This window comes from Micromonospora sp. LHW51205, assembly GCF_003315815.1.
Lineage (GTDB): Bacteria > Actinomycetota > Actinomycetes > Mycobacteriales > Micromonosporaceae > Micromonospora > Micromonospora chalcea.
On the sequence record NZ_QMEZ01000001.1, the window covers coordinates 696809 to 715661 of the forward strand.

General features: G+C 74.7%; 18 protein-coding genes. 6 read left to right on the forward strand and 12 right to left on the reverse strand.

Annotated elements, in window-relative coordinates:
• Nucleotides 1–6: 6 nt before the first annotated feature.
• Nucleotides 7–696 (reverse strand): MtrAB system response regulator MtrA, encoded by a 690-nt coding sequence (gene mtrA, locus DQE82_RS03220; protein ID WP_030501405.1) that lies wholly within the window; start codon nucleotides 694–696, stop codon nucleotides 7–9.
• A gap of 214 nt (nucleotides 697–910) precedes the next feature.
• Here mtrA and DQE82_RS03225 point away from each other — a divergent pair, with 214 nt between their 5' ends.
• From DQE82_RS03225 to DQE82_RS03245, 5 genes are read left to right on the forward strand one after another with little or no spacing between them, the layout of a single operon-like run.
• Nucleotides 911–1756, forward strand: a complete 846-nt coding sequence (locus DQE82_RS03225) for a hypothetical protein (RefSeq protein ID WP_113971964.1) — start codon at nucleotides 911–913, stop codon at nucleotides 1754–1756.
• Nucleotides 1753–2352: a DUF4129 domain-containing protein gene (locus tag DQE82_RS03230; RefSeq protein ID WP_113971965.1), complete on the forward strand. Its 600-nt coding sequence runs from the start codon at nucleotides 1753–1755 to the stop codon at nucleotides 2350–2352. The genes DQE82_RS03225 and DQE82_RS03230 overlap by 4 nt, the downstream gene beginning before the upstream one ends.
• Nucleotides 2349–3647, forward strand: a complete 1299-nt coding sequence (locus DQE82_RS03235) for a DUF4350 domain-containing protein (protein WP_113971966.1) — start codon at nucleotides 2349–2351, stop codon at nucleotides 3645–3647. The genes DQE82_RS03230 and DQE82_RS03235 overlap by 4 nt, the downstream gene beginning before the upstream one ends.
• Nucleotides 3644–4621 (forward strand): MoxR family ATPase, encoded by a 978-nt coding sequence (locus tag DQE82_RS03240; protein WP_064447732.1) that lies wholly within the window; start codon nucleotides 3644–3646, stop codon nucleotides 4619–4621. The genes DQE82_RS03235 and DQE82_RS03240 overlap by 4 nt, the downstream gene beginning before the upstream one ends.
• Complete coding sequence (locus DQE82_RS03245) at nucleotides 4618–5928, forward strand: DUF58 domain-containing protein (protein WP_113971967.1); 1311 nt, start codon at nucleotides 4618–4620, stop codon at nucleotides 5926–5928. Before DQE82_RS03240 ends, DQE82_RS03245 begins: the two co-directional genes overlap by 4 nt.
• Here DQE82_RS03245 and DQE82_RS03250 read toward each other — a convergent pair.
• Complete coding sequence (locus DQE82_RS03250; RefSeq protein ID WP_064447730.1) at nucleotides 5906–6859, reverse strand: stage II sporulation protein M; 954 nt, start codon at nucleotides 6857–6859, stop codon at nucleotides 5906–5908. The genes DQE82_RS03245 and DQE82_RS03250 overlap by 23 nt on opposite strands.
• Before the next feature lie 23 nt (nucleotides 6860–6882).
• Between DQE82_RS03250 and DQE82_RS03255 the strand changes: the two genes are divergently transcribed.
• Nucleotides 6883–7875 (forward strand): RDD family protein, encoded by a 993-nt coding sequence (locus DQE82_RS03255; protein WP_113971968.1) that lies wholly within the window; start codon nucleotides 6883–6885, stop codon nucleotides 7873–7875.
• Between the two features lie 26 nt (nucleotides 7876–7901).
• Here the strand turns inward: DQE82_RS03255 and efeB are convergent, their stop codons facing one another.
• The 10 genes from efeB to nfi form a co-directional block, all read right to left on the reverse strand.
• The gene (gene efeB, locus DQE82_RS03260) at nucleotides 7902–9224 is read right to left on the reverse strand and encodes an iron uptake transporter deferrochelatase/peroxidase subunit (RefSeq protein ID WP_113971969.1); all 1323 of its coding nucleotides are present in this window, start codon (nucleotides 9222–9224) and stop codon (nucleotides 7902–7904) included.
• Nucleotides 9221–10351 carry an iron uptake system protein EfeO gene (gene efeO / locus DQE82_RS03265; RefSeq protein ID WP_113971970.1) on the reverse strand — a complete coding sequence of 377 codons (1131 nt, stop codon included), beginning with the start codon at nucleotides 10349–10351 and terminating at the stop codon, nucleotides 9221–9223. The genes efeB and efeO overlap by 4 nt, the downstream gene beginning before the upstream one ends.
• Nucleotides 10352–10379: 28 nt before the next feature.
• A complete protein-coding gene (gene efeU, locus DQE82_RS03270) occupies nucleotides 10380–11267 on the reverse strand; it encodes an iron uptake transporter permease EfeU (RefSeq protein ID WP_113971971.1) in 888 nt (295 codons plus the stop codon).
• A gap of 175 nt (nucleotides 11268–11442) precedes the next feature.
• A complete protein-coding gene (gene ahcY, locus DQE82_RS03275) occupies nucleotides 11443–12942 on the reverse strand; it encodes an adenosylhomocysteinase (protein ID WP_043326405.1) in 1500 nt (499 codons plus the stop codon).
• Between the two features lie 298 nt (nucleotides 12943–13240).
• Nucleotides 13241–14401: a mannose-6-phosphate isomerase, class I gene (manA, locus tag DQE82_RS03280; RefSeq protein WP_113971972.1), complete on the reverse strand. Its 1161-nt coding sequence runs from the start codon at nucleotides 14399–14401 to the stop codon at nucleotides 13241–13243.
• Between the two features lie 3 nt (nucleotides 14402–14404).
• The gene (locus DQE82_RS03285) at nucleotides 14405–15427 is read right to left on the reverse strand and encodes a cation diffusion facilitator family transporter (protein ID WP_069087457.1); all 1023 of its coding nucleotides are present in this window, start codon (nucleotides 15425–15427) and stop codon (nucleotides 14405–14407) included.
• Between the two features lie 28 nt (nucleotides 15428–15455).
• Nucleotides 15456–16652 (reverse strand): SIS domain-containing protein, encoded by a 1197-nt coding sequence (locus DQE82_RS03290; protein WP_113971973.1) that lies wholly within the window; start codon nucleotides 16650–16652, stop codon nucleotides 15456–15458.
• Nucleotides 16649–16855 carry a Trm112 family protein gene (locus DQE82_RS03295; RefSeq protein WP_030501390.1) on the reverse strand — a complete coding sequence of 69 codons (207 nt, stop codon included), beginning with the start codon at nucleotides 16853–16855 and terminating at the stop codon, nucleotides 16649–16651. The genes DQE82_RS03290 and DQE82_RS03295 overlap by 4 nt, the downstream gene beginning before the upstream one ends.
• 199 nt (nucleotides 16856–17054) lie before the next feature.
• A complete protein-coding gene (locus DQE82_RS03300; RefSeq protein WP_113971974.1) occupies nucleotides 17055–18026 on the reverse strand; it encodes a hypothetical protein in 972 nt (323 codons plus the stop codon).
• Nucleotides 18027–18131: 105 nt separating this feature from the next.
• The gene (gene nfi, locus DQE82_RS03305; RefSeq protein ID WP_113971975.1) at nucleotides 18132–18851 is read right to left on the reverse strand and encodes a deoxyribonuclease V; all 720 of its coding nucleotides are present in this window, start codon (nucleotides 18849–18851) and stop codon (nucleotides 18132–18134) included.
• Nucleotides 18852–18853: the final 2 nt, after the last annotated feature.

Below are 18853 nucleotides of genomic sequence, written 5' to 3' on the forward strand. Positions count from 1 at the left end.
ACCAGGCTATCCGGTACCCGCCTTGTAACCCACGCCCCGCACGGTCAGGATGATTTCGGGTCGCTCCGGATCCGGCTCGATCTTGGCGCGCAGCCGCTGCACGTGCACGTTCACCAGGCGGGTGTCGGCGGCGTGGCGGTAGCCCCAGACCTGTTCCAGCAGCACCTCGCGGGTGAAGACCTGGCGCGGCTTGCGGGCGAGCGCGACCAGCAGGTCGAACTCCAGCGGGGTCAGCTTCACCTCGTCGCCGTCGCGGCTGACCGTGTGCGCCGGCACGTCGATGGTGATCTGGTTGCCGGGCGGCCCGATCGTCAGCATCTCCGGGGCCACGTCCTCGCCCCGGCGCAGCCGGGCCCGCATCCGGGCCACCAGCTCCTTGGGCTTGAACGGCTTGACCACGTAGTCGTCGGCGCCGGACTCCAGGCCGAGCACCACGTCCACGGTGTCGCTCTTGGCGGTCAGCATCACGATCGGCACGCCGGACTCGCCCCGGATGGCGCGGGCCACGTCGATGCCGCTCATGCCGGGGAGCATCAGGTCGAGCAGGACGATGTCGGGTCGGTTGTCGCGGAAAGCGGCCAGCGCCCGTTCGCCGTCCGCGACGAAGGACGGCACGAAGCCCTCGCTGCGCAGCACGATGCCGAGCATCTCGGCGAGGGCGGGGTCGTCGTCGACCACGAGTACCCGGGCTCTCATGGGGTTTATCGTTCCATCCCCGTTCGTCTGGAGGGGTTCGGCGTCTCCACGGCACGGTAGCGCCGAGCGGGCCCGCGCACCACAGCAAGCGGCGTGGCCGCACAGCGTGGCGCGTCAGGGCGGACGGGTCCACCGGATGCGGACCCGCCGTGCAACCATGATCCCTCGGGCGCCGCGCCGCCCGCCACCTCCGCCCTGCCCGCCAGGAGTACGCGTGCCCGACGCCGGCCCGACCGCGGTGCTGCCGCGCCGTCCGCTGACCGTCGGCGAACTGCTCGACGCGGCAGTGCTGCTGCTGCGCGACCACGCCCGGGTGCTCGTCCCGCTCGCCCTCGTGCTGGCCCTCGCCGAGCAGGCGGTGCTCCACCCGCTGCGGCTGCTGGTCGAGGCCGACCCGCCGCAGTGGTGGCCGGCGGACCTCGGTGACTCGCTGCCCTGGTACTGGCTGCTGCTGGCGACCGGCGCCGGCACCGAGGCGGCGATCATCGCGCTGCTGGGCGGCCCGGCCGCGCGCGGCGCCGGCGCGGCCCTGCTGGGGCGCCGTCCCGGGCCGGCCGAGCTGCTGCGCGGCTCCCGCCCTGGCGCCGCGCTGCTGGCCGCCGTCGCGATCGGCCCCGTCGTCGCGCTCGCCGCACTGACCGGGCCGGGCTGGTTCCTGGCGTACGGGCTGCTCGGCCTGGTGGTGCCGGTGCTGGTGCTGGACGGGGTGCCCGGACACCGGGCCCCGTGGCGGGCGATCCGCCTGGCGGGCCGGGTGAGCGCGCGGGCCGCCGCCGTCCGGCTGCTGGGCTACCTGGGCTGGTGGCTGATCCGGCTCGGCATCGGGCTGGGCGTCTATCACGGTCTCGGCATGCTGGGCCTGTTCGACGTGTCCGCCTGGGCGCTGCCGGTGACCGTCGCCGCCTTCGCCGCGGTGAACGCGCTGGCGTACCCGGCGCTGGCCTGCCTGGACGCGGTGCTGCACCTGGAGACCCGGATCCGCACCGAAGGGCTGGACATCCGGCTCTCCCGCGCGCGCCCCGGCGTACCGGAACCGGTCCTGCTGGCGGCGCAGCGGTGAGCCGGTGGTGGACCGAGACGGTCGCGGCCCTCGGTGACCTGCTGCCGCTGCCGCTGGCCGCGCTGATCCTGCTGGCGGTCGCGCTGCTCACCGCCCTGGGCTGGTACTTCTTCCCGGCCTGGGTGCCCCGCCGGCTGCCCCGGTTCTCACTGCCCCGGCTGCGCCTGCCGCGCCTGCCCCGGCTGCGGCTGCCCCGCCTGCGCCGGCCCGCGCGCCGCCGCCGCTCCGATCCGCCGCCGGTACGCGTGCCCGAGCCCCGGACCCCGGAGGCCGTGCCGGCCGGCGCGCCCGGGCTGGCCGACCGGCTCGCGGCAGAGGGCCGGTACGCCGAGGCGGTCCGGGAACGGCTGCGCGAGATGGTCCGGCTCCTGGTCACGCGGCACGTCGTGGAGCCCCGCCCCGGGCTCACAGTGGTCGAGCTGACCGAGGCGGCGGCCCGTGCCCGGCCCCAGGTGCGGCCGACGCTGCACACCGCCGGGGCGATCTTCTCCGACCTCTGGTACGCCCAGCGTCCCGCCACCGCCGCGCACGACCACCGGATGCGTGAACTCGCCGCCGACCTGCGTCGCGAGCTGACCGGGGAGGAGCCGCGATGACCGCCACCGTGACGCCGGCGGAGACGGCCACCGCCGCGACGCCGCGCCGTCGGCGGCACCGGCTGCTCGTCCCGCTCGGGCTGGCCGTGCTGCTGATCGTGACCACGCTCGTGCTGCACGCCGTCGACCGGCCCGACACCGACGAGCCCGGCTTCCTCTCCCCGGTCGCCACCGACGACGACGGGGGCAGCCGGCTCGCCGAGGCGCTGCGCGCGCAGGGTGTGTCGGTGCGCCGGGAGACGGCGTTCGACGGGGTGCTGCAGACCGCCGGCATCGCGCCGAGCACCGTCTTCGTGCCCGCGCCCGGACTGGTGCACCCGGACCTGCTCGACCGCCTGACCGCCCTGCCCCCGGGCACCCGCCTGGTGTTCGTCGAACCCTCCCCGCGGGTGCTCGCCGAACTGGACACGCCGGTCGAGCCGGCCGCCCGGCGCTGGGCCGCGCGGGCCGTGCCGCCGGACGCGGACGGCACGCCGTGCCCGCTGCCCGAGGCGGTCCGGGCCGGTGCCGCCGCGATCGACCTGCAGCGCTACGCCGGGCCGGCCGAGGTCGACCACTGCTACGGCGGCGCGCTGCTGCGCGTCCCCGGCCGGGTCGAGGTGGTGCTGGCCGGCGCCAGCGACCCGTTCCGCAACGACCGGATCGGCGAGTGGGGCAACGAGGCCCTCGCCACCGGTCTGCTCGGCGGGAACCGCCCGCTCGTCTGGCTCGACCTGCCCGAGCCGGTACCGGCCCCGACCCGCCCGAGCTGGTCCCCGGAACCCTTCACCGAGGAGCCCGCCCAGGGCGGCGACGGCGAACGGTCGGAACGGCCCGACCCGCCCGACCGCGCCGACCCGCCGTGGGAGAACCCGCTCTGGGGCGCCTTCCCGCAGTGGTTCTGGGCGCTCCTGGCGCAGCTCGCCCTGGCCGGGCTGCTCGTCGTGCTCTGGCGGGCCCGCCGGCTCGGGCCACCGGTGTCGGAGCCGCTGCCGGTGACCGTGCGGGCCGCCGAGACGGTACGCGGCCGGGCGCGGCTCTACCGCCGGGCGGGCGCCCGGGACACGGTCGCCGAGACGCTGCGCGCCGCCGCGCTGGACCGGCTCCTGCCCCGGCTCAACCTGCCTCCGGACACGCCCGACGACGAGGTGGCCGCCCGGATCGCCGAGCGTGCCGGCGCCGACCCGGAACGGGTGGCCGAACTGCTCTACGGCCCCGCCCCGGAGAAGGACCGCGAGCTGCTGGAGCTGGCCCGCGAACTGGACGCCCTGACCCGTACCCTGGCCCCGCATCCGAGCGAAGGAGACACCCGGTGACCGGACCCGTCACGACCACCGCCCCGTCCGGCGCCCGCGCCGCCCTGCACCGGCTGCGCGCCGAGGTGGCCAAGGCCGTCGTCGGGCAGGACGCCGTGGTCACCGGGCTGGTGATCGCGCTGCTCTGCCGGGGGCACGTGCTGCTGGAGGGCGTACCGGGGGTGGCCAAGACGCTGCTGGTGCGGACGCTTGCCGCCGCGCTCGACCTGGACGCCAAGCGGGTGCAGTTCACCCCCGACCTGATGCCCGGCGACGTCACCGGCTCGCTGATCTTCGACCAGCGCACCGCCGCGTTCACGTTCCGGGAGGGGCCGGTCTTCACCAACCTGCTCCTCGCCGACGAGATCAACCGCACCCCGCCGAAGACGCAGTCGGCGCTGCTGGAGGTGATGGAGGAACGGCAGGTCTCGGTCGAGGGCGAGCGCCGTCCGCTGCCCGACCCGTTCATCGTCGCGGCCACCCAGAACCCGGTCGAGTACGAGGGCACCTACCCGCTGCCCGAGGCGCAGCTCGACCGCTTCCTGCTCAAGCTGACGGTGCCGCTGCCGGAGCGGGAGGAGGAGCTGGGTGTGCTCCGCGCGCACCACGCCGGTTTCGACCCGCGTGACCTGCGTGCCGCCGGCGTACGCCCGGTGGCCGGTGCGGCGGACCTGGCCGCGGCCCGGGCCGAGGTGCAGCGGGTGCACGTGGCCGAGCCGGTGCTCGGCTACATCGTGGACGTGTGCCGGGGCACCCGTTCCGCCCCGGCGCTGGAGCTGGGCGCGTCGCCCCGGGGCGCCACCGCGCTGCTGAACACCGCCAAGGCGTGGTCCTGGCTGGCCGGCCGGGACCACGTCACGCCGGACGACGTGAAGGCGGTGGCCCGGCCCACGCTGCGGCACCGGCTGCGGCCGCGCCCGGAGGCGGAGCTGGAGGGCGTGACCGTGGACGCGGTGCTGGACTCGGTGCTGGCCACCGTGCCGACGCCGCGATGACCTGGCGGGCGGGTCTGCTGCTCGGCCTGGGCGCGCTGACGCTGCCGTTCTGGCCGGCGCCGTTCGTCGGGGTGGCCGTGCTGACCGTCGTGGTGCTGCTGCTGGTGGCGCTCGACCGGGCGATGGCCGCCCCGCCGCACGCGCTCACCGTGACCCGCTCCGGCGACCGTACGGTGCGGCTCGGCGGCACCGCCACCGTCACGCTGCACCTGACCAACCCGACCCACCACACGCTGTACGCCCAGGTGCGCGACGCCTGGGTGCCGTCGGCCGGGGCCCGCCCGGACGTGCCGCCGCAGCGCCTGCTAACCGTGCCGCCCGGTGGCGTCGCCACGCTGCCGGTCCGGCTCACCCCGACCCGGCGCGGCGACCGGCCCGCGGTGGCGCTGACCGTACGCTCGCTCGGGCCGATGCGCCTGGGCGCCCGGCAGCGCGCCGGGCAGCCCGCCACCCCGCCGTGGACGCTGCGGGTGCTGCCCCGGTTCGACTCCCGCCGGCACCTGCCGGAGAAACTGGCCCGGCTGCGGGTCATCGACGGTGTGCAGGTGACCCGGGGGCGCGGCCACGGCACCGAGTTCGACACGCTGCGCGAGTACGCGGTGGGCGACGACGTCCGTTCGATCGACTGGCGGGGCAGCGCCCGCCGCGCCGACATCCTGGTCCGCACCTGGCGCCCGGAACGGGACCGGCGCCTGGTCTGCGTTCTGGACACCGGCCGCACCTCGGCGGTCCGGCTGGGCGACGAGCCCCGGCTGGACACCGCCATCGACGCGGCGCTGCTGCTCACCGCGCTCGCGGCCCGCGCCGGTGACCGGGTGGACCTGCTGGCGGCGGACACCGAGATCCGGGCGCGGGTGACCGGCAGCGGCCGTCCGGCCCTGCTCGCCCGGCTGGTCGAGGCGGTGGCGCCGCTGGAGCCGACGCTCGCCGAGACCGACTTCGAGCTGATCGCCGGCGAGGTGCTGCGCCGGGAGCGGCAGCGCAGCCTGGTGGTGCTGTTCACCGCGCTGGAGGCGGGCGCGATCGGCGAAGGGCTGCTGCCGGTGCTGCCCCGGCTGGCGACCCGGCACCGGGTGGTGCTGGCCGCCGGCAGCGACCCGGTGCTGAGCAGGCTCGCCACTGCCACCCCGACCGGCCCGGACGACCCGTACGCGGCCGCGTCGGCGTGGCGGGCGCTGGCCGAGCGGGACCGGGTACGCGCCGCGCTGTCCCGCTACGGGGTGACGGTGGTGGACGTGCCGGCGCACCGGCTCGCCCCGGCCGTCGCGGACACCTACCTGCGGCTCAAGTCCCTCGGTCAGCTCTGACCGCGCGCCGGCCGAGCACCAGCGCGTACGCGAGGAAGGCCAGCCACACCGCGGCGCCGGCGGCCACCCGGAGCGCGACCGGCAGCGGCGCCGGGGTGACGAACGCCTCGACCAGCGCGGAGACCGCGAACAGGCCGACCAGCCCGGCCGCGACCACGACGGCGAGCCGGCCCGCCTCGGCGACCGCCCGGCCGCGCCCGAGGTCCGCGGGCGGGGCGATCCAGGCCCAGGCGGTACGCAGTCCGACCCCGGCGGCGACGTAGATGCCGGTCAGTTCCAGCAGGCCGTGCGGTGTGATCAGGCCGAAGAAGACGTCTCCCCGGCCGTAGGCGACCATCACGCCGCCGACCACGCCGATGTTCAGCGCGTTCTGCCACAGCAGCCAGAGCACCGGCACCACGAGCACGCCGGCGGCCAGGCACTGGGCGGCCAGCCAGGCGTTGTGCGTCCACAGGTGGAACGCGAAGGTGGGCGCGGCGAACTCGGTGTAGTAGCCGGCGAAACCGGAGTCGACGAGTTCCCGGGCGGCTTCGTCGCCGACGAACGCGGCGGCGGTGTCCGGGTTGCCGGCGACGAACCAGATGAGGAACGCGGTGAGCAGGCTGAACCCGGTGGCCACGCCGCACCACCACGGCCAGGCCCGGTAGAGGGCGGCGGGCAGGTCGGCGGCCAGGAACCGGCCCACCGCCGCCCAGGAGAACCGCTGACGGCCGGTGACCCGGGCGCGGGCCGCGAGGACCAGGTGGGACAGGCGGTTGACCAGCGCCGGCTCGGGCGCCCGGGCGCGCAGGGCGGACAGGTGCGTGGCGCTGCGCTGGTAGAGCGCCACCAGCTCGTCGACCTCTGCCGCGTCGAGGCGACGCCGCCCGGTCAGGTACTCCAGCCGCCGCCATTCGGCGTTGTGTTCGGCCACGTACGCATCGAGATCCACTCGCCCTCCCCCGTTCGGCGTCCATGGTGTTCACTGTCGGGGTGCGCGCGCAACCTCCCCCACCGCCCCGGTGGGCCGACGCCGGTCTGGTCAGCGGCGAGGCGGTGGAGCTGGACGTCCGGGCGGCCCGGCTGGGCTCCCGGGTGCTGGCCCTGCTGGTCGACGCGGTGATCCAGCTCGCGCTGGCGCTCGTGCTCGGCGCGGTGCTGGGGATGGTGGCGCTCGCCCTGCTCGGGGACTACCTCGACGCCGCCCTGGCGGGGGCGCTGCAGATCGTGCTGCTGGTGCTGGTGCTGATCGGCTATCCGGTGGTGATGGAACGTTTCGCCGGTGGCCGGACGGTGGGCAAGCTGGCCGTCGGGCTGCGGGTGGTCCGGGCCGACGGCGGCCCGGTGGGGGTGGGCCAGTCGCTGACGCGGGCGCTCGTCGGCGTCGCGGTGGAGTGGCCCGGGCTGGTGCTGCCGCTGCTGAGCTGGGCGGCGAGCGTCACGGTGATGCTCACCGACCCGCGCGGACGCCGGCTGGGTGACCTGGTCGCCGGCACGCTCGTGGTGCACACCCGGGGCGCGACGCTGTGGCGGCCGCTGCCGCCGGCCGCGCCGCCGCTGCTGGCCTGGGCCGGCACGCTCGACCTGACCCGCCTCGACGACGGGCTGGCGCTGGCCGTGCGGCAGTACCTGGACCGGCTGCCCCAGCTCGCCGAACCGGACCGGTTCCGGCTGGGCCGGGGGCTGTGGACGGAGGTCGCGGCGGTCACCTCGCCGCCTCCGCCGTGGGCCGCGCCGGACTGGGCGTACCTGTCGGCGGTGCTCGCCGAGCGGGGGCGGCGGGCGGCGCACCGGCTGGGCCGCAGCCGGGCGGTCGCCGCCACGCTCTGGCCGGAGCTGGTCCCGGCGCCCGCCGTGGTGCCGGGCTCCACCGGGCCGGGCGCCGTCCTGCCAGGCCCCGCCGGGCCGGGCGCGGGCCGGTTGCGGCCCGCCGCGCCGCAGGTCGAACCCGATCCGGTACGCCGCTGAGCCGCCTCGGTTGAGCTGAGCCGGCCTCAGGAGAACAGCGCGCGCCCCCACCAGTCGGCTGCGTCGCGCAGGCCGGGCGGGCAGGCGAACAGGCCGCTGGAGACGTGCCGCAGGTATTCGTTCATCGCGTCGTTGCGGGCCAGCCGGGTCTGGATCGGCACGAACTGCCGGCGCGGATCGCGCTGGTAGGCGATGAAGAACAGCCCGGCGTCGAGCCGGCCCAGCCCGTCCGAGCCGTCCACGAAGTTGTAGCCGCGGCGCAGCAGGCGGGCGCCGTCGTTGGTGTCCGGGTGGGCCAGCCGTACGTGCGCGGTGTCGGCGATGAGCGGCTCGCCGGCGTCGCCCCTGGCGGCGAAGTCCGGCTCGTCGAACTCGTCCCGGCGGCCGATCGGCGCGCCGCTGCCCTTGGTCCGGCCGACGATCATCTCCTGCTCGGCCAGCGGGCTGCGGTCCCACGTCTCGATCAGCATCCGGATCTTCCGGGTGACCAGGTAGGAGCCGCCGGTCATCCAGTCCGGGCCGTCACCGGGCTGCACCCAGAGCTGGTCGCGGAGCAGGGCGGCGTCCTCGGCCTTGAGGTTGGCGGTGCCGTCCTTGAAGCCGAACAGGTTGCGCGGCGTGGCCTGGTCCCGCGACGTCGACGAGGTACGCCCGAAGCCGAGCTGCGACCAGCGGACGCTCACCACGCCCATGCCGATCCGGGCGAGGTTGCGGATGGCGTGCACCGCGACCTGCGGGTCGTTGGCGCACGCCTGGACGCAGATGTCGCCGCCGGACAGTTCCGGCCGCAGCGCGTCCCCGGCGAAGTGCGGCAGGTCGGCCAGGGCGGCCGGACGCCGGGCGGCGATGCCGAAGCGGTCCCGGCCCTGCGCGTCGCGGAACAGCGTCGGTCCGAAGCCCACGGTGAGGGTGAGCTGCGACGGGGGCAGCCCGAGCGCCTCGCCGGTGTCGTCCGGCGGAGCCTCGGGCATGCCGCCGACCGCGCCGATCACCCCGGCGTCCTTCCCGGCGGTCATCCGGGCCGCGGCGGCGGTCCACTCCTGGAGCATGGCGACGAGCCGGTCCCGGTCCTTGGTGACCACGTCGAACGCGACGAAGTGCAGCCGGTCCTGGGCCGGGGTGGTGATGCCGGCCTGGTGCTCGCCGAGGAACGGCACGGAACCGGCGGCCGATCCGGTCGCTGATGCCTCGTTCCCGCCGGCTAGCAGCGCGCCCGCGCCACCCGCCACCCCGGCGATACCGGCCACTCCGACGCCGGCCAGGGTCATCGCCCGGCGCCGGGACAGGCCGCGGCCGGTCCGCTCGCGGTTCGGCTCGCTCGTCGCGTCACCGCCGGCCGGGCCGGTCATCGCGCGACTGCCGCCGCGACCTTGCTGACCGGCTCGGCCAGCGCGTTGACCGCGTCCGACAGCTCCTTCAGCTCGTCCTTGCCGAGCTGGGTGTGCAGCTTCCAGCCGTCGCCGGCGCGGTGCTTGCCGAGCGTGGTCTCCACGTTCGCGAACTCGCTGTCGAGCTGCTTGACCAGGTCGGGCGCGCGCTGCTCCAGCGCCGGACGCAGCGCGGCGACGGCCGCCTTGGAGCCCTCCAGGTTGGCGTTGAAGTCCCAGAGGTCGGTGTGCGAGTAGCGCTCCTCCTCGCCGGTGATCTTCCCGCTGGCGACCTCGTCGAGCAGCGCCTTGGCGCCGTTGGCGAGCTGGAGCGGGGTGAGCTTCTCGGCGTCCGCCTTGGCCACGATCGCCTTCACGTCGGCCAGGAGCCGGTCGGCGATCGGGCCGTCGGAGCTGACGTCGCCGGTGGTCCAGAGGTCCTTCTCGATCCGGTGGAAGCCGGTGAACTCCATGCCCTCCTCGACCACCTCCTCGCGGCCGTCGATCTTCGGGTCGAGGTCGCCGAAGCTCTCCGCGACCGGCTCGATCCGCTCCCAGTAGGTGCGGGCCACCGGGTACAGCGCCTTGGCCTTCGCCACGTCGTTCGCCTTGACCGCGGCCACGAACTCCTCGGTCTTCGTCAGCAGCGCGGCGGTCTGGCTGCGCACGTACCGCTGGTAGCTCTCGGTGGCCTGGGTCAGCGCGGCGTCGGGGGCGACAGTCGCGGCGGTGCCGCTCACCTTCAGCGCACCCCGGATGCCCCGGCCGCTCATTCCCGGCTTGCAGGCCGTCTCGTACGTGCCGGCGGCCAGCTCGACGCGCAGCTCCCGGCTGAGCCCGGGGGCGATGTTCTCCACCTCGCCCATCACCCGGTCACCGGCGGCGTAGACGTAGAACTCGTTGACCTTGGAACCGTTGTTCGTCACCTTGAACGTGACCTGACCGGCGTCGATCTCGGTGTCGGCGACCTCGCAGACGGTGTCGGTGGCCTTGACGGCGATCGGCCCGCCGTTCTTGGCGTCGGCGTCGTCACCGCCCCCGCAGCCGGTCAGTCCGGCGACGGCGAGCAGCCCGGCGGCGGCGGGCGCGACGAGTCGGGTGGTACGCATCGTGCGGGTCTCCTCGGGAACGGGTGGTTCAGGCGCGGGGGGACGGAACAGCGGCGACGTCGGCCGGCGCGCTGGGTGTGGCGGCGGCCGGAACCGGCTTGGCGGTCCGGGCGGGCTTGCGCAGGAAGAGCACGAGCACCGGGACCGCGTACGCGACCCAGGCGACCAGCTCCAGCACCGTCGGCGCGGCGGTGACGTTGAACATGCCGGCGAGCAGCGCGCCGTACCAGGCGTTCGGGTCGAGCGTGGTGGAGATGTCGAAGGCCAGGTCATTCAGGCCGGGCAGCACGCCCGCCTCCTGGAAGTCGTGCACGCCGTACTTGAGGATGCCGGCGGCCACCAGGATGAGCAGTGCGCCGGTCCAGGTGAAGAACCGGCTGAGGTTGATCCGGACGGCGCTGCGGTAGAGCAGGAAGCCGATCACCACGGCGGTGGCGATGCCGCCGGCCAGGGCGAGCAGCGAGCCGGGCCCGGTGCCGCCGGCCGCGCTCTCGGCGGCGGCGTAGAAGATCAGCGCGGTCTCCAGGCCCTCCCGGATGACCGCGAGGAACGCCATGCCGGCGACCGCCAGGGAGCCGACCGCGAGCGCGTCGGTGAGCTTGCCGCGCAGCTCACCCGCGATGGTGCGGGCGGCCCGGCGCATCCAGAAGATCATCCAGGTCACGAACACCACGGCGGCGACCGAGGTGACCGCCTCGAACAGCTCGCGCGACTCCGACGTCCGCAGCAGCGAGGTCGAGGTGTACTGGATGAGCGAGCCGAAGCCGACGGAGAGCGCCACGGCCAGGCCGACGCCGGTCCACACCTGCGGCAGCCGGTCGCGGCGCTGCGACTTCACCAGGAACGCGACGAGGATGCTGACCACAAGTGTCGCTTCCAGGCCCTCGCGCAGGCCGATCAGGTACGTGGCGAACATCAGCTGCTCCGTGGTCGCTAACTTAGGGCAGGCATACCTTCCTCCTGTTCACAGCAAACGTCAAGCTGATCGCGGTAACGTCACCCGGTTCGGCACCCGCCGGCCCACCCCGTACGCGAAAAGGGACCGGGACGGCCGCGCGGCGGCCGACCCCGGTCCCTTCCGGAGTGTGAACTCAGTAGCGGTAGTGGTCGGGCTTGAACGGGCCCTCCGTGGAGACGCCCAGGTAGGCGGCCTGCTCCTTGGTGAGCGTGGTCAGCTTCGCGCCGAGCGCGTCCAGGTGCAGCCGGGCGACCTTCTCGTCCAGGTGCTTGGGCAGCACGTAGACGCCGATCGGGTATTCCTCGGTCTTGGTGAACAGCTCGATCTGGGCGATCGTCTGGTTGGCGAACGAGTTCGACATCACGAAGCTCGGGTGGCCGGTGGCGTTGCCCAGGTTCAGCAGGCGGCCCTCGGAGAGCACGATGATCGCGTGGCCGTCGTCGAAGCGCCACACGTCGACCTGCGGCTTGATGTTCTCCCGGGTCACGTCGCTGCGCTTGGCCAGACCGGCCATGTCGATCTCGTTGTCGAAGTGGCCGATGTTGCCCACGATGGCCTGGTGCTTCATCCGGGCCATGTGCTCGTTGGTGATGACGTCGAAGCAGCCGGTCGCGGTGATGAAGATGTCCGCCTGCTCGACCACGTCGTCCAGCGTGGCGACCTGGTAGCCGTCCATCGCCGCCTGGAGCGCGCAGATCGGGTCGACCTCGGTCACCACGACCCGGGCGCCCTGGCCGCGCAGCGACTCGGCGCAGCCCTTGCCCACGTCGCCGTAGCCCATGACCACTGCCATCTTGCCGCCGATCAGCACGTCGGTGGCCCGGTTGATGCCGTCGATGAGCGAGTGGCGGCAGCCGTACTTGTTGTCGAACTTGCTCTTGGTCACCGAGTCGTTGACGTTGATGGCCGGGAAGAGCAGCGTGCCGGCGCGGTGCATCTCGTAGAGCCGGTGCACGCCGGTGGTGGTCTCCTCGGTGACGCCCTTGATGCCGGCGGCGATCCGGGTCCAGCGCTGGTTGTCCTCGGCCAGCGAGCGGTGCAGCAGTTCGAGGATGACCGCGTACTCCTCGGAGTCGGCGGACTCGACCGGCGGCACGGCGCCCGCCTTCTCGAACTCGGCGCCCTTGTGGACGAGCAGGGTGGCGTCGCCGCCGTCGTCCAGGATCATGTTCGGGCCCTGCCCGTCCGGCCAGGCGAGCACCTGCTCGGTGCACCACCAGTACTCCGGCAGCGTCTCGCCCTTCCAGGCGTAGACCGGCACGCCGGCCGGGGCCTCCGGGGTGCCCTCGGGGCCGACCACGATCGCCGCGGCGGCGTGGTCCTGGGTGGAGAAGATGTTGCAGGACGCCCAGCGGACCTGCGCGCCGAGCGCGACAAGGGTCTCGATCAGGACGGCGGTCTGGACGGTCATGTGCAGCGAGCCGGTGATGCGGGCGCCGGCCAGCGGCTGGGCCTCGGCGAACTCACGCCGGATCGCCATCAGGCCGGGCATCTCGTGCTCGGCGAGCCGGATCTCCTTGCGACCGAACGCGGCGAGCGACAGATCCGCCACCTTGTAGTCGCCCTCGGCGAGGGTGCTCGGCCGAGCCTGCGACGACGCGCCGCTGGAGGCCGCGGGGAGGGTGCTGGTCATGGAAGCTCCTGTCGAACGATGTGGTGCGCAGCCTTCCACCTTACGCGCGCGACCCACCCGGCCGGTGCCCGATTGACCGAGCACACAATCGGCCGGTCGGCGGACAGCGCACGGGGCGGTCGGTCGTGGACGGACTTTCCGTCCACGGCCCGGCCGCCCCGTGCATCCCCCCGGTTTGGTTCCCCCGCACGTCATCGGACCTTCGTCGCGACAACGCTGCGTACCCATAGGGTCACACCACGCCAGTGGGCCGTCAAGCTATTTCGGGAAAGTCGGACTTGCGGCTTTTGCTGAGCGCTCAGCGCAGGCCACAGGTGGCGACGAACGCCTCGCCGTCCCCGCTCAGCGTCAGCGGACCTCCCGCCGCCGTGCCCACAGCGGCCTGTCCCGCGCCCAGCGTGACCACGCCCACCCCGTCGTCAACGGTGAGCTTCCCGGTCCGGCAGAGCACCACCCGCGGCCCGGGCAGCGTCAACCGCGCCCCCGGCGACCCGGTGGCGACCTCGGCCCGGTGCAGCGCGAAGTCCTCCACCGGCACCGGCCACGTCAGCACCCCCGGCGCCACCGTCTCCGGCCGCAGCACCGGCTCGGTCAGCACCTCGAACCGGAGCACCCGCAGCAGCTCGTCCACGTCGACCCGCTTCGGGGTCAGCCCGCCACGCAGCACGTTGTCGCTGGCCGCCATGATCTCCACGCCGGTGCCGCGCAGGTAGGCGTGCAGGTTCCCGGCCGGCATCCAGATGCCCTCGCCGGGCGCCAGCCGGACGTGGTGCAGCAGCAACGCCACCACCACGCCCGGATCGTCCGGATAGCCGGCCGCCAGCGTGCGTACCAGCTCGGCGTCCGCCGACCCGGGACCGGCGTCCGCCGCCGCCAGCACGGCCGCCACCAGCCCGGCGCGCTCCGCCCGCGGCCAGCTCAACAGCAGGCGTACCGCCTCCCGCAGCCCCGCCGGCCCGGCGCGCAACGCCGCCACCACAGGTTCCAGCGCGGGTACGCCGAACGCGGCGATCGCCGCCGCCGACTCCCCCGGATCGCGGAAGCCGCACAGCGCGTCGAACTCCGAGAGCGCCACCAGCAGCTCCGGCTTGTGGTACGGGTCGACGTAGTTGACCCGCTCCACGTCGGCGGCGTGCCCGGCGCGGGCCTGCTCGGCGTCCGGATGGGCCTGGAGGCTCAGCGGGGAGTCGGCGGCCAGCACCTTCAGCAGGAACGGCAGCCGGGTGCCGAACCGGCCGACCAGCCGCTCACCCAGCCAGTGGCCCGGCTCGGCCACCAGCAGCTCGGTGAGGCTGACCGGACGGCCGTCCCGCTGAACGGTGCCCGGTGCGCCCGGGTGGGCGCCCAGCCACAGCTCCGCCTCCGGCCCGTTGCTCGGCACCGGCCGCCCCTGCAACTCGGCGATCGCGGTGCGCGAGCCCCAGGCGTAGTCGCGGATCCGGCCCTGCAACAGCTCCATCGGTCAGCTCCCGGGCCGCCCGGCCACCTCGTCGGCCGCGTGCGCCTCGCCGGTGGTCGCGGCCTCCGGGACGGCGGTCGCCGCCGCCTGCCCGGTGCCCGCCCGCTCCGCCTCCGGCGAGTAGATGTCCGGCTCCAGGTAGATCACCCGGGCGGTCGGCACCTCACGCCGGATCCGGGCCTCGACCGCGTTGATGTCGCGGGCCAGGTCCTCGGCGGTCTCCCAGGCCGGCACCGCGATCTTCGCGGCCACCATCAGCTCCTCGGGGCCCAGGTAGAGCGTCTTCATGTGGATGATCCGCTCGACCTCGGGACCGTTCGTGACGGCCTGCTCGATCTTGGCCAGCTCGCCCTGCTCCGCGCCCTCGCCGAGCAGCAGGCTCTTGGTCTCGATCGCCAGCGTGACCGCGATGACCACGAGCAGCACACCGATCATCGCGGTGCCCGCCGCGTCCCACATGCCGTTTCCGGTGATCAGCGTCATGCCGACGCCGAACAGCGCGAAGACCAGACCGACGAGCGCGCCGAAGTCCTCCAGCAGCACCACCGGCAGCTCCGGGGCCTTGGCCCGGCGGATGAACCGCACCCAGGTCTGGTTGCCCCGGATCAGGTTGGACTCCTTGATCGCGGTACGGAAGGAGAAGCCCTCCATCACGATCGCGGCCACCAGCACCGCCACCGGCACCCACTGCCAGCTCTCGATCGGGTGCGGATCGGACGCCTTGTGGTACGCCTCGTAGAGCGCGAACAGGCCACCGAGGCTGAACAGCACGATCGCCACGATGAACGCGTAGATGTAGCGCTCCCGGCCGTACCCGAACGGGTGCTGCGGCGTGGCCTGCCGCTTGGCCCGCCGGCCACCGAGCAGCAGCAAGCCCTGGTTGCCCGAGTCGGCCACCGAGTGGATCGACTCGGCCAGCATCGACGACGAGCCGGTGAGGGCGAACGCGACGAACTTGGTGACGGCGATACCGAGGTTCGCCGCCAGGGCGGCGACGATCGCCTTCGTGCCCCCGTTCGCGCTCATTCCCCGCCTCGCTCGATGCCCCGTGTGCTCACTGGTTCGCCAGCTCCTTCATCTCCGTGATGGCCGGTACCGCCATCGGGTCCAGGCCGTGTGCCAGGGCGAGGTAGATCGAGGCGAAGTCGGGGACCGCCACCAGCGACGCGAGCCGCTCCAGCGCGGAGCCGCCCTCGGCGGTCACCACGTCGCAGCGCACCCCACGGCGCTCGGCGAGCGTCTGCACCGCGTCCGCGCGGCGCTCCTCGACCGCCAGCGGCTCGTCGGTGTCGTCGTCGGCGTTGAGCCCGCCGTCACGCAGCAGCACCAGCCGCAGCCGGGTGCCGTCGGACTCGTCGTCGCCCGGGTCGGCGAAGATGTCCCGCTCGCCCTCGGTCAGGCCGCCGAACACGCCGTCGAGCAGGCCGACACGACCCCGCCCCGCCTCGCCCAGCGCGCCGGCGACCACCGGGTAGCGGGCGTTGGCGGACAACGTGTCGCCGAACCGCCGGGCCGCGACGGTCGCCAGCGGAGACGAACCCCAGACGATCGGGATCGAGCCGGACAGCCCCAGCGCCAGCGACTTCGCCGGGTTGACGAAGGACTCCGCGGTCGGCCGGCATCGATCGGCGTCCGCGTCGAGCCGGGCCGCCGTCTCCGCCAGGTCGGCCTCGTTGACCTTCACCAGCCCGAGGGTACGGGCGGCGAGCAGAACCGGCACGGTGAGCGCCCAGAGGCTGGCCCTCGCCGGCGCGCGCCGGGGCACCGGGATGAACGGCGCCCGGGCCCGCTCCGCCACCGACTGGAGTTGCGAGTCGGGCGCGCCCACCGCCACCAGCCGGGCGCCACGGCGGTGCGCCGCCTCGGCCGCGCCCAGCGCCTCGGGGCTGCGCCCGGACGCGCTCACCGCGATGACCACGTCCGCCGCGCCCACCCAGCCCGGCACGCCGGCGCTGCGGTGCGGGATGACCGGCACCGGGCAGCGCGGCCCGGCGACAGTGGCCAGCACGTCACCGGTACGCCCGGCGGTGCCGATGCCGGCGATGACCACCGCGCGCGGCCGGCCGTCGTCGGCGAGCACTGACAGGTTGGCCTCGGCGGCCAGCGCCGCCGACTCACGCACCTGCGCGCCGGCGGACGCGGTGTGCCGGAGCATGCCGCCCGGGTCGCGCTCGGCCAGCAGCGCCGCGTCGTCGAGCAGGGCCTCATCGGCGTGCCGGTGCCCGCTGACCCCGGCCGTACCCTCCATCACCGCGACGACCCGCCCCGCGCCTCGTCGGCCGCGGGTCCACCGCGCGCCTCGTCCAGCAGGAGCACCGGTACGTCGTCGCGGACCTCGAAGATGCGACCGCACTCGGTGCAGGTGAGCGTCTGCGCCTGCGCGTCGTAGTCGAGCGGGGCGTGATGCGTGTCCGGGCAGGCGAGGATCTCGAGCAACTGCGGGTCCAGGGCCACGGCGCGGCTCCTTCCACGTATGCGGTCTCACCGGTCGGCGGTGCCGATCGGCGCACGCGATCTTATCGGCCAACCGGCCCCGGCACCGGGCCCCGTTCGGCCCCGGTGTCCGGTCCTCCGGCCGGGCAGGTGGCGGCCACCGGGTCACGGCGTGACCACCCACCGTCACGGTAACCCCGGGAGCCGGTCGGGTTCGGCCTCAGTCCGGCAAGCGGGGCAGGAGGCTCGTCGCGTCCCCGCCCGCGGGCGCGGGCGGCGTCGACCCGGAGACGGGCGGGGTCGGACCGGACGAAGGCGCGCCGTACACGCTGCCCGCCGGACGGGGCGCCGGCGTGCCGCCGTACACCGTGGGGGCCGGCCCGGTGGCGCCGGAGCGGTAGGTGGTGGTGCTGCGTGGCAGCGGGACCGGCGGCTGGTCGGCGACCGGCCCGCCGCCGCTGCGGTCGGCGCGACTGCGGCGCAGCAGCAGGACGATGAGCGCGGCGCCGACGAGCACCAGCCCGATACCGAACCACATGATCATGGAACCTCCGAACGACGAGTCGTCGGCCGCGGCGGTGGCCGGGGCGACGGCAGCGGCGACCGGCGACGTGTCAGTCGCCTCGGCCGGTGTGGTCTCGCTCGCGCTGGGCGTCGGCGAGGGCTTACGGGACGGACTCGGGCTCGGCGTACGCGGCGCGCCCACCAGCCGGGCCGACCCACCGGCCCGGCCGAGCACGTCACCGTTCGCGGCGCTCGCCTCGCCCGCCAGTTCCAACCGCCCGCCGACGACGCCGGCCAGGAAGGACACCCGGTAGCGCACGGTGGCGCCCTTGCCCTTGCACAGCGGCCGGTCGACCGGCGCGACCTGGGCGGTGGCGACCGCGCCGTCACCACCGGAGACCGGCACCGGCGTCCAGCCGTCCCCGGCGGCCACCTGCACCCGCACCTGGTCCGCCCGAAGGCCCTCCAACCGGAGCCCGATCGCGGTACGCAGCTGCACGCAGCCGTCGGTGCGCTTGCGCACCTCGACAGTCACGCCACCCGGCGAACCCCCGGCGGTGAAGCTGCCCGCCGAGCGCAGCCCGACCCGGTCGTCCCGGGCCGACGCCGGCGACGCCGGGACGGCGATCAGGCCACCCAGCAGCGCGCCGACAATGGCCCACCGCGCCGCGTGCCTCCCCACCGACATCCCCACCTCACCGTTGCGTCCGGACCGGATCCGCCGGTCAGGTTACTACCGGGCCCGGAGGGCACCTCCGCATCGACCACGCCACATGTGTGCCGCGCCACGCGATCACCGCCGGTCCAGGTCACCGCCGGAGACGACGGCCGAGGCGAGCGCCCGGCGGCACAGTTGGTCGGCCGTCCGGGTCGTCTCCGGCAGCCGGTACCGGGGCGTCAGTGCCAGTACCCGTTCGACCGCGTTGTCCAACCCCATCCGGTGCCCGACGCTGACGAAGACCGGCCGGACGCCCTCCCGGGTACGCAGCACCCGCCCGACCACGTCGCCCTCGTCACACAGGTCGGCGCTGTCACCACGCTCGGGGCCCGGCCCGGTCCACGAGCCGACGAGCGGCGTCTTCCCCACGCCGATCGCGGGCAGCCCGGTCACCAGACCCAGATGGCAGGCCAGCCCGAACCGGCGCGGGTGCGCCAGCCCGTGCCCGTCGCACACCAGCAGTTCCGGGCGGACGGTCAGCCGGTCCAACGCGGCCAGCAGCGCCGGCATCTCCCGGAAGGCGAACAGCCCCGGCACGTACGGAAAGGCGGGCCGCCCCACGCACACCGCCTCGTCCACCACGGCGAGGCTGACTGCGTCCAGCACCGTGACGGCGGCGGCGAGTAAATCACCGTCCTGCGCGTACGCCACGTCCAGGCCGGCCACCGTCGCGGGCGCGGCGGGACCGGGCCCCACCAGGTCCACCCGCGACCGCAGCTCCTCCTGTACGCGCCTCGCCTCCGTCGCGTCGGCGGGCGGCACGTACGGCACGCCCGGATCTTCGTCGACGGACATGG